Raw genomic sequence first — 10105 nt, 5'->3', positions numbered from 1 at the left:
TCATATCGACCAGGAACTGGGTCAGGCCGTGGCGGCGGTTTTCCTTGGTCGGCTGCGAGGTGCGGAAGATCGCGATCATGTAGTCGGCCATGTGCGCCGACGAGGTCCAGATCTTGGTGCCGTTGATGAGCCAGCCGCCGTCGGTCCTGGTGGCGCGGGTCTTGGCGGCGAACAGATCGGAGCCGGAGTTCGGCTCGCTCATGCCGATCGCGAAGCAGACCTCGCCGCGGCAGATCCGCGGCAGGATGTCCGCTTTGATGTGCTCGGGCGCGTAGCGCAGCAGGATCGGGCCGCTCTGCCGGTCGGCGACGAAGAAGCGGCGGGTCGGCGCGTTGGCGACCCGCATCTCCTCGGTGACGACGTAACGCTCGAGGAACGAGCGCTCGTGGCCGCCATATTTTTTCGGCCAGGTCATGCCGATCCATCCGCGCTCGCCGACGCGTCGGCAGAAGCCGCGCGCATCGGCATCCTCGCGCAAGGGCTGGAACGGATTGAAGCTGCCGGCGGCGACCTCATCAGCAAGGAAGGCACGCACCTCCTGGCGAAGCTTCTCGCATTCGGGCGGTAGGCGGATCGGATCGAAACGGAGCGCTGCGGTCATGACGGATCTCTTTCGTTTCGATCAGCGCGAGGCGACCAGCGGCCACAGCTCGTCGGCGCCGCGCGCGGCGACGCGCTTGCCGAGCTCGACCGCCCAATAGCTCTCGGAGCCGAAATCATCGCGCCAGGCCAGCGCGCGCAAGGTGAAGCGATGCAGGATGTGCTCGATGGTGAAGCCGATCGCGCCATGTACCTGATGCGCGATCGCGCTGCCTTTCTCGGCGGCTTCGGCGCAGCGGATCTTGGCCGCGACGGCTTCGAGATACACCGCGTCGTCGATCCCGGTTGCATGCGACAGCGTGTCCGCGGCTGAGGTCGCCGCGGCCAGGGCGGCGGCCGATTCACCGGCGAGGCGCGCGAGATTGTGCTGCACGGCCTGGAATTTCGCGATCGGCTTCTCGAAGGCGACGCGCTCGCCGGCATAGCGGACGCTGACGTCGAGCATCGATTCCAGCGCGCCCGCGATCTGCAGGCTGCGCACCACGCCGCCCATCAGCATCAGGTTGAGCTGATCGAAGCCTTTCGGTGCCGGCTTGACGCTGATCGGCTCGACCTTGTCGAACACCACGATGTCGCTGGCGTCGTTGGCGAGGTTGAGATGATCTTCGATCCGCAGCTTCGTGGCATCGACCAGCGCGATCACTGCGCCGTCGGCGCCGCTTGCGAGCACCGCGATGTGCTTGGCGGCTTTCGCAAAGGGCACGCCGCGGGCGCGGCCGGACAGCGTGCCGTCGGCATTGCGCGTGATACGATCTTTCGGGCTCGCGGGCGCGACTGTCATCTCACCTTCGGGCGAGGCGATGCCACCCTGCGCCAGCAGCCATCCGGCCAGCATCGTTTCGGCAAGAGGAACCGCGATCGCAAACCGGCCGGCCGCGCCGAGCACGCCGAAGCCGTCCGCAAGGCTTGCGCCGGAGCCGCCGTGCTCTTCGTCCACCCAGGCCAGCGGCAGACCGGCCTCGCTCAGCGCCTGCCAGAGCGGCGCCTTCCACTGGCCCTGCCTGTCGCGATTGACCTCTTGCGCATCGGCAAGATCGGCAAAGATCTTCTCAGCCGTCTCGACGACGATGTTCTCAGCTTCCGCCACAGCGCTCCTCGCCCGGTTTGCTCTTGCGGCACCTATGCGCAGGTGCCGTCGTGATTGGCCGGCATGATGAGGAAAAGCCTTGGCCCTGACAAGCGTCTCCGCCGCAGGGCGATCCCCGCCCCTGACATAGGGACCCGCTATCGTGAATTTGGCACGGGGGTTTTCCGTGCAATGGAGTTTGGCGGATTTGGCAAGCGGATGCGAACTTGGCTAAGAAGGCCATTCAATCAAAACAGGGGAAACGCTGATGGCGAAGGACGGATTGTGCGCGATCGTGACGGGGTCGGCGTCGGGGCTGGGAGCTGCGACGGCAGCCATCCTTGCCAGAAGCGGTGGGCGGATCGTCGTCAACTATTCCAACAGCAAGACCGAGGCGGAGCAGACCGCCGATCTCTGCCGCAAGGAAGGCGCCGAGGTCGTGGTGGTGCAGGGCGACGTGTCGCGCGACGAGGATTGCAAGACAATCGTGGCCGCGGCCGGCGGCTGGGGCCGGCTCGATGCGCTGGTCAACAATGCCGGCACGACCAAGCATGTGCCGCATGGCGATCTCGACGGGCTGTCGGCCGAGGATTTCCAACGCATCTATGGCGTCAACACCATCGGTCCGTTCCAGATGATCCGTGCCGCGCGCGCCATGCTGGAGGCGACTGCAAAGCAGACCGGCCGGCCGGGCGCGGTGGTCAACGTGTCGTCGATTGCCGGCATCAGCGGCAACGGCTCGTCGGTCGCCTATGCGGCGAGCAAGGGCGCGCTCAACACCATGACCTTGTCGCTGTCGCGCGCGCTGGCGCCGCTGATCCGCGTCAACACGGTCTGCCCGGGCTATATCGATACGCCCTGGTTCACCAAGGGCCGCGGCGAGGCCGGCGCCAAGCAGGTGCGCGATGCGGTGATCGCGCGGGTGCCGCTCAAGGTGGCCTCATCGGCCGAGGACATCGCGCAGCTGGTCTGCTTCCTGGCCACCCCCGCGTCCAGCAACATGACCGGCGAGGTGGTGCGGATGGATGCCGGCATGCATCTGATTAGTTAGCTTCTTCTACCGTCATTGCGAGCGAAGCGACGTGTCCGCCATAGCCCGAAGGGCGACGGTGGAAGCAATCCAGGGCTGCACGAAAACTCTGGATTGCTTCGTCGCTGACGCTCCTCGCAATGACGGCGACTGTTGCTAGCGATTGTAGTCGCGGATGGTGCCGCTGGCGACCAGCCGGTTCCAGATGAACAGCACCAAGATGGCGCCGATCGTGGCCATGATGAAGCCCGCGCCCTGGTTGGGCCCGTAGTGCCCGACGGCCTGGCCGATCGCGGTCGCCAGGAACGCGCCGACAATGCCGAGCACGATGGTCATGATGAAGCCGCTCGGATTGTTCGGTCCCGGCGACAGGATCCGCGCCAGCAGGCCGGCCACAAACCCCACGATCAGAATATACAGCATGATCCTCTCCCCTTCTGCTCGGCCATAGCCAAAAGCAATCCCTAGATACGTCCTGACACTTCGTCAGTGTTCGGCAGCCGTCCATTCGGCGTCAGATGGTCGACCACCTTCGGCAGATATTGGCTGAGGCCATCGAGCAGTTCGTCGCGTGACATGCCGCTCTGCGAGGAGAGCTGATCGAGCTGATCGGCGCCGAGCGCACTGGCCAGGTCGCCTTTCGAAATCGGCTTGTTCTGTCCGCTGCCGACCCAGGAATTCGCAGTGTCGCCCTGGCCGTTCTGCTGGAATTGGTGCAGCAGGTCGCCGAGGCCGCCCGAGAGCACGCTGCCGGCCGCGCCGCCCGCCAGCAGGCCGCCCAATCCGCCGGACAGGATGTTGCCGAGTCCGCCACCAAGTCCCCCACCGACGGCGCCACCCAGGCCGCCGCCACTCGGCGGCGGAACCGGCTGCGGTGCCGGTGCCGCATTCGGCTGCGTGTTGTTCTGCGAGAAATGCTTCACGGCCTTCCAGGCCAGCAGCCCCAGGATCGCCATGGTCATCGGCGACATGCCGCCGTTGGATTGCGTGCTGGGATGCGAAGGCCCGTGCGGCCCGTTCTGCATGCCGTTGAGGATGTCGAGTAAGCCCATCGCTACCTCCTGAAGTTTGATCGAGAAAAGTACTGGTCGCCGGTCGCGGTTACAAGCGCGCCGGCGGCGATTGGTTCATCTGCGATCTCGACGTCCATGCCGCGCGCACCAGCCTCGTGCGTCATCAAGGCGTCACGCTTGAAAAGCGATCGACCGCGGCCCATCTTCGCCGATGGCAATGCCGCCGGAACGGGCGCGGGATGTCACGATGACGCGCAACATCATGGCTTATGCTATCCTTCTTGCATCCATGTGGTCGCCGACACTGCGATCCGCTCAAGCGGCGCCGCCGACCGTGGTGCCGTCACCCGGTTACGATGCAAGGCTGCGCGAGGCGCCATCGGCGCGGGTCGCGCCGACGGTTCCGTTGCCGCCACCAGCGCGGCGCAGCCCAGCAAGGCGAGATCACCGCCAGCATCGCGCCGGCAGCAACGCACATTGATCGCACCGGCGTTCGGATTGACGTTGTAGATTACGTGGTGCGGCCGTGTGCCGCCGCGGGCTCAGCTCTTCTTCGCCTTCGGGCTTGCGGGCGACTGAGCCGCGGCGCCGCCGAATATCTTCTTCAGCTCGCCAAGCTTCTCCGACAAGACCGGCCAGTTGCAGGAGAAGCTGTCCTTGGCCATCTCCTTCTCCTTGGCGCACGCATGGGCCTTGGCGCGGGCGCGCGCCTCGGCGAGCTGCGCGGGTGTCAGCGGCTTGGGCCGCTGCATCGGGAGCGGCACCTTCTCGCCAAATGCGGGTGTGTTATCGAACTCACCGCGCAGTGTAACTGGTTGCGGCGGCTGCCGCTCGGCCATCACGGCAGCGGTGACATTGTCGTGGCGCTGCTTCTCGAGATAGAGCGAGTATTGCTGATCGATATATTTCTGCTCCTCTGGCGTCGGGTTGGGCCCGGCGATGTCGAAGCTGCGATTCTGCATGAAATCATAATAGGTGTAGCCGCCACCCGCCTTGCGTCGTCCTGCAAACTTGGCGCTGCAGTCGGCGAGGGCGGCCGTCTTCTGCTCCTTGGTCGGCGATTTCTCCGCGAGATCGGCGCATTGCTCGAAATCGGCCGGTGTCGTGCTCCACCATGCGGCGAATGCACGCTGAGGTTGCAATCCCGCCAGACCGGCGGTTGCAGCAAGCAGCAGAATTGGTAAGCGGGACACCAGCACGAACAACTTTCCTCAACTGCATTCGCCGGTGGAGATTAAGAATAATTGTCGCCATTTTGCGGCGGCGGGTCGGCTCGATGCAGCGCTTTATGCAGCTTTTCGCGCAGTCGACGCAAGGCCGTGGCGATGAAGGCACGACGTCGCCTTGATGCACGCGAAAATGCGTCCAGATCGAGCGCTACGCCGGCATGCGTGCCATTTTGGTACTGTGCCCCGATCTCCTTGAGGTTGAATGATGGAATGTCGCCGGAAATATCTCCGTTGTGCAACGGCCGAAATGCACGTGCTGAGACGCGCCATTCCGGCATGATCCATTCGCCGGCGCATGCAGTCAGGAGATGGGCGTGATCTGCCTGTTTGCGCTGGCTGGTGTCGTCGTCGCCAACGAATGGTCGCGCTATCGGCAGTCGCAGACCGAACTGATGATGGTCGAGGACTACGGCAGGGTGCTGGTCGCAGTCGACCGCGAAAGAACGGGGAGAGGGATCGCACTGTTTGCTGCGTCAGAGTCTCGCAAACGATTGCAAGCGCTGCGCTGGATGTGACATCTCACTGCGCATACAGATACTGCAGCAGTGTCCGTCCCACCGTCTGCAGGCTGTCGACCGAACATTTGTCGATCGTGTCCTGCGTCGTGTTGAAATAGGGCTCGTAGTCGAAATCGATCACCACGAAGCTCGGGATGCCGGCCTCCTGCAAGGCGGTGTGGTCGTCGCTGATCGCGTAGCGCGTCGATTTGCCGACGAAGGCGTGCGGGGCGATCTTGCTGCCGATGGTCCAGAACTTCGTCACCTGCGCGCGTGCCGATGATATCGACGACAGCTCCGGCTGCAGCTTCAGATCCTTGTCGCACACCATGTCGAAATCGACGGCATTCTCGGGCAGCCGTGCCGGATAGTAATCCTTCAGATGCTGGGCGAAATAGGGCGAGCCGAGCGGATGGAAGGTCGGATCGCCGGCGCCGAGCGATTTCGGACCTTCCTCGCCGTCGAAGAAGATCATGTCGATGCCGACATCCGGCTTCGGTGATTTCGACAGCACGCGCGCGGTCTCGAGCAGCAGAGCGACGCCGGAGGAGGAGTTGTTGGCGCCGGGCATCGGAGCATCAGGCGTCTTGGCATCGCGATAGGCCTTGACGATGCTGTCGTAATGGGTGGCGACGATGACGCGGCGCGGATTGTCGGCCTGGAAGCGGGCGATGATGTTGGTCAGATGCAGCGGCTTGCCGTCGTCATTGTTGGTGACGAAGCTCTGCGTCACCACCATGTCGGGCGAGCTCTTGGCCAATTCGGCCTTGATGTAGTCGATGGTCTGCTGATGACCGGGCGCTTCCATCGAGCGCGGCGTGAAGCGCAGGAGATCGGCGATGTGCCCGAGCGCGAGCTTGCCGTCCCACTGGTCGATCTTGACCTCGGCGGCGACGGCCGGCCGTGCGGCCAGGCACAGCAGCACCGCGGCGGCGGCAAATAATGGCTGGCGGTTATGCTTCACCTGCGACCTCGCCGGACGAATCAGATGTTCAAGATGGTTTCTTGCCGAACGGAATGAACAGAATGCCGGCGCAGACCGCCAGCACCGCCGCGAACCAATAGGTGATCGCGCGCGAGCCGATCGTCGGGATCAGCGTGAAGGTCGTGAACAGCGTGCCGACGACATTGCCGATGGTCGAGACGCCGTAGACCAGGCCTGCGACGCGGCCCGCCTCCTGCGCCGAGCGGGTCAGCAGGCCGATGGCGATCGGCGAGAAGGTGCCGAGCAAGGTGAGGGGGATCAGCAGCAGCACGGTGGAGGCGAGCAGCGTGGCGGAAGCGCCATCGCCCATCTGTTCCAGGATTTCCGACATGATCTGGTCGGCGGTCGCCGGCACCAGCGCCAGATAGAGCGCTGATATCAGGATCATGCTGCCCATGGTCCGCGCCGATGGCCTGCGGTCGACGATGGCGCTGCCGGAGAAATAGCCGATCGCGAGCGCACACAGCACGGTCGAGATCAGGCTGGCCCAGGTGCCGATGCCGCCGCCGAAATACGGAAACAGATAGCGGCTGCCGAGCATCTCGAAGCCCATCAGCACGCAGCCGACCAGGAAGGCGCAACTATAGACCGCGAGCGCGGACGCGCGGGACAGCACTGCGGTCACGGCATCTTCCTGTTGTGGCGCTCGATGGTCTTCAACGCCTCGACCGGCGCGAAATCGTCGGTCAGCACCTTGGCATCAGCCGCGATTACCTGGCCGCCATTGATGTCGATGCGCCGCCGCTCCGCCAGCATATCCTTGAGGCTGTAGCGCAGGCCGAACGCCTTGTCGCGCGCCTCGGCAGTCGTGGCGAGATCCTCCGGTTTCTTCTCCGGCCCGTCATAGGCGATCGTGACGATGTTGCCGTCGGCCTTGTAGAAGTCGATCTGCGGGAACACGGCGTTGATGGTCTTCACCGCGGAGTCGAACAGCATGGTCGACGGCTCGACGTTCTGCGCCACCACGCCGCCATCGGCGAGGTGGTCCTTGACGATCTGATAGAATTCCTTGGTCAACAGATGAAACGGCACGAACGGGCCGCGATAGGCGTCGACCAGGATGATGTCGTACTTGTCCTTCGACTCCTGCAGGAACAGCCGTCCGTCGCGGTTGGCGACATGGAAGTTGGGCTCTTCCTTGATGTCGAAATATTTCTTGGCGAACTCCAGCACGGTCGGATCGAGCTCGACCGAGGTCACCTTCATGTCGGGCAGGAATTTGTGCAGATACCAGGAGGTACGGCCGCCGCCGAAGCCGATCTCCAGCACCGAATGCACGTCCTTGGCGTACATCAGGGTCGCGGTCATGAAGCGGGTGTAGCTGACCGGCAGGTCGCGCTCGTCTTTCGTGTTGTAGACGCTCTCGGTGTAGATGCGCCGGTTGTGACCGAAGGTCATGCTGCGGTAGGGCGGCTCGTCGTACACGTAAATGTTATTGTAGAGCGACTCCTTGGACTCCAGCAGCTTGCGGGTGTCCTGCGCCGGAGCCGCTGACGCGAGCATGGCGCTGGCGAGCAAGCCGAAAATGACCGATCGGATGAACATCGACGTTTCTGTTTCCCTCGGCTGAAGCGATTGGGATGGGCGCGCCTGACGGCAAGACAGGCGCGGGTGGCGCGGAACCGATCGGCCGTGCCGGCGCGTCAAAATGCGCAGGCCGCACCCGTGTTCCGGCGCCCGCTCTCTTAGACCATCGGCAGCGCGGCGGATAGGTGCAACCGGGTGCCGCAAACGGGGCTGTGATGAGTGCTGAAGGACGGGTGCGGCCGGGTCGGGTCACCCTCCTCTGGAGGGGGAGGGTAGCGCCCCACCATGCCCCTCTGTGCGCGCCGTGCCAAGATCGCCGCGGCTTGCGTTGACTTCATCCGCCCATCACCGGCATGTCGGAACCCCATTGATGGAGGCTGCCGAATGACGCTGTTGCGCTGGGCCCTGCCCGTGATCCTCACTTTAGCTGCCGCGTCCGCAATGGCCGCCGACGAGGACGCCCCGAATCGCAAGCCGGTCAAGGCGGTGGCGGATTCCAGGATCGCGGTCGGGACCAAGGGCACGCTGCCGCTTTACGTCTCCAGCGACTGGTCGAAGCCGGAGCCGAACATCACCCGCGCTGTCATCGTGCTGCACGGCCGGCTGCGCAATGCGGACGTGTATTACAGATCCGCCAAGACGGCGCAGGCGGCTGCGGGCGCAGCGGGGCAGGCGACCATCATGATCGTTCCGCAATTCCTTAGCCAGATCGATGTCGAGGCCTACCATTTGCCGGCGGACACGCTGCGCTGGACCCTGGAGGGCTGGGAAGGCGGCGACGATGCCACCGGGCCGCAGCCGGCCTCTTCGTTCGAGGCGCTCGATGCCATCCTGGCGCGGCTTGCCGACCGCAAGCTGTTTCCGAACCTCAGGGATGTGGTGGTGGCCGGGCATTCCGGCGGCGGCCAGGTGGTGCAGCGCTACGCGATCGCTGGCCGTGGCGAAGCGCCGCTGACCGAGGCCCACATCGCGGTGCGCTATGTCGTCGCCAATCCGTCATCCTACGCCTATTTCTCCGACCAGCGGCCGGAGCCTGAAATCGCGGCCTCCTGCACTGGTTATGACAATTGGAAATACGGCATGCAGGCACGGCCGGATTACCTGGCCAAGCCGACGCCGGCCGCGCTGGAAGAAGCCTATGTCGCGCGGCGCGTGATCTACCTGCTCGGCACGGAGGACACCAACCCGAACCATCCGGCGCTGGACAAGAGCTGCATGGCCGAGGCGCAGGGACCCTATCGCTACGCGCGCGGCCATTCCTATGCCGCCACGATGGCCAAACGCGACCGCGGCACCCCGAACCATCACCTGTTCGATGTCGCAGGCGTCGGCCATGACGGCGACAAGATGCTGACCTCGCCCTGCGGCCTGCACGCGCTGTTCGATCTGCCGGGCTGTGACGCGGGGAAGTGAGGTGGGTGTCGGATCGATGATACGGCTGGGTCTCCTTCTCACGCTGCCGCCGCCACACCCTCGCTGTCGTCCCGGCCTTGCGTCGGGATCCAGAACCACGGTCGGCCGTCGTTGGAGCGAGTTGGAGCTCCAGCCGTCGCAAAACGACCGGGATGATGGGTCCTGGGTCTGCGCTTCCGCCTTCGCCCTTTGGGCTTCGGCGGACAAGTCGCTTGCCCAGGACGACACCTTTGCTGGTCGGCTGGCGGTTCTCCTTGTTCGGTGCCTCAAGGCTTGGCGACCCCGGCCCGCCTCTGCTATGAGGGGCGCGAAGCTCCTGCATCTTGATGCCGGATCCGGTCCCGTAGCTCAGCTGGATAGAGCGACGGTTTCCTAAACCGTAGGTCGCATGTTCGAGTCATGCCGGGATCGCCAGCTTCTGCTCGCCACAGAGACATCCACGCTCCACAATCGATCGTTCAAGAGGTCGCGACGCCGGCGGATCCAAGCCGATGAGAGTTGTTCTGGCTTCAGTTCTGAGCCTGTGCGTGCCCGCTTTTGCTGTCGACCACCATTGGACATTGGGCTTTGCGCAGGGGACGTCGGAAGCCATCATCTGCTGATGGCTCGAGCGTGAACATCTACTGTCCCAGCGGTCAGGAAGACCACACGCCGGGCATGTTCGTCTCGTCGAAAAAGTCAAGCCGGAAGCCAAAGAGCGCGTGACGGTTTAGATCATCGTGGATGGTAAGAACCATCCGTTTTA

12 protein-coding genes and 1 tRNA gene are annotated in these 10105 nt (G+C 64.3%); 4 read left to right on the top strand and 9 right to left on the bottom strand.

What is annotated here, in order from left to right; translation table 11 throughout:
* The coding region (locus WA702_RS16310) for an acyl-CoA dehydrogenase family protein (RefSeq protein ID WP_425111570.1) at positions 1–601 on the bottom strand (601 nt) is incomplete at its 3' end.
* Between the two features lie 21 nt (positions 602–622).
* Positions 623–1687: an acyl-CoA dehydrogenase family protein gene (locus WA702_RS16305; protein WP_425111569.1), complete on the bottom strand. Its 1065-nt coding sequence runs from the start codon at positions 1685–1687 to the stop codon at positions 623–625.
* Between the two features lie 247 nt (positions 1688–1934).
* Between WA702_RS16305 and WA702_RS16300 the strand changes: the two genes are divergently transcribed.
* Positions 1935–2717, top strand: coding sequence for an SDR family NAD(P)-dependent oxidoreductase (locus WA702_RS16300; RefSeq protein WP_425111567.1), 783 nt, complete (start codon positions 1935–1937; stop codon positions 2715–2717).
* Positions 2718–2852: 135 nt separating this feature from the next.
* Here the strand turns inward: WA702_RS16300 and WA702_RS16295 are convergent, their stop codons facing one another.
* The 4 genes from WA702_RS16295 to WA702_RS16280 form a co-directional block, all read right to left on the bottom strand.
* Complete coding sequence (locus tag WA702_RS16295) at positions 2853–3119, bottom strand: GlsB/YeaQ/YmgE family stress response membrane protein (RefSeq protein WP_425111566.1); 267 nt, start codon at positions 3117–3119, stop codon at positions 2853–2855.
* Between the two features lie 41 nt (positions 3120–3160).
* Complete coding sequence (locus tag WA702_RS16290) at positions 3161–3748, bottom strand: YidB family protein (RefSeq protein ID WP_425111565.1); 588 nt, start codon at positions 3746–3748, stop codon at positions 3161–3163.
* Positions 3749–4251: 503 nt separating this feature from the next.
* Positions 4252–4908 carry a hypothetical protein gene (locus tag WA702_RS16285; protein ID WP_425111564.1) on the bottom strand — a complete coding sequence of 219 codons (657 nt, stop codon included), beginning with the start codon at positions 4906–4908 and terminating at the stop codon, positions 4252–4254.
* 35 nt (positions 4909–4943) lie between these two features.
* Positions 4944–5216: a hypothetical protein gene (locus WA702_RS16280; RefSeq protein ID WP_425111563.1), complete on the bottom strand. Its 273-nt coding sequence runs from the start codon at positions 5214–5216 to the stop codon at positions 4944–4946.
* 36 nt (positions 5217–5252) lie between these two features.
* On the opposite strand from WA702_RS16280, the gene WA702_RS16275 reads away from it, so the two are divergent.
* Entirely contained in the window at positions 5253–5453 is a 201-nt protein-coding gene (locus tag WA702_RS16275) for a hypothetical protein (RefSeq protein WP_425111562.1), read from the top strand.
* Between the two features lie 4 nt (positions 5454–5457).
* Here WA702_RS16275 and WA702_RS16270 read toward each other — a convergent pair whose 3' ends face one another.
* The 3 genes from WA702_RS16270 to WA702_RS16260 are packed head-to-tail and all read right to left on the bottom strand — an operon-like array spanning position 5458 to position 7965.
* Entirely contained in the window at positions 5458–6399 is a 942-nt protein-coding gene (locus WA702_RS16270) for a M28 family peptidase (RefSeq protein WP_425111561.1), read from the bottom strand.
* 28 nt (positions 6400–6427) lie between these two features.
* The gene (locus WA702_RS16265; protein WP_425111560.1) at positions 6428–7045 is read right to left on the bottom strand and encodes a fused MFS/spermidine synthase; all 618 of its coding nucleotides are present in this window, start codon (positions 7043–7045) and stop codon (positions 6428–6430) included.
* Positions 7042–7965, bottom strand: coding sequence for a spermidine synthase (locus tag WA702_RS16260; protein WP_425111559.1), 924 nt, complete (start codon positions 7963–7965; stop codon positions 7042–7044). Before WA702_RS16260 ends, WA702_RS16265 begins: the two co-directional genes overlap by 4 nt.
* A gap of 366 nt (positions 7966–8331) precedes the next feature.
* Here WA702_RS16260 and WA702_RS16255 point away from each other — a divergent pair, with 366 nt between their 5' ends.
* Both WA702_RS16255 and WA702_RS16250 read left to right on the top strand, forming a co-directional pair.
* A complete protein-coding gene (locus WA702_RS16255; protein WP_425111558.1) occupies positions 8332–9360 on the top strand; it encodes an alpha/beta hydrolase in 1029 nt (342 codons plus the stop codon).
* A 337-nt stretch (positions 9361–9697) separates the two neighbouring features.
* A tRNA-Arg gene (locus tag WA702_RS16250) sits at positions 9698–9774 on the top strand.
* Positions 9775–10105 lie beyond the last annotated feature (331 nt).

The sequence above is a fragment of the Bradyrhizobium sp. genome (genome assembly GCF_049798375.1).
In the GTDB taxonomy this organism is placed as follows: domain Bacteria; phylum Pseudomonadota; class Alphaproteobacteria; order Rhizobiales; family Xanthobacteraceae; genus Bradyrhizobium.
This window is presented reverse-complemented; position numbering and strand designations above follow the sequence as displayed.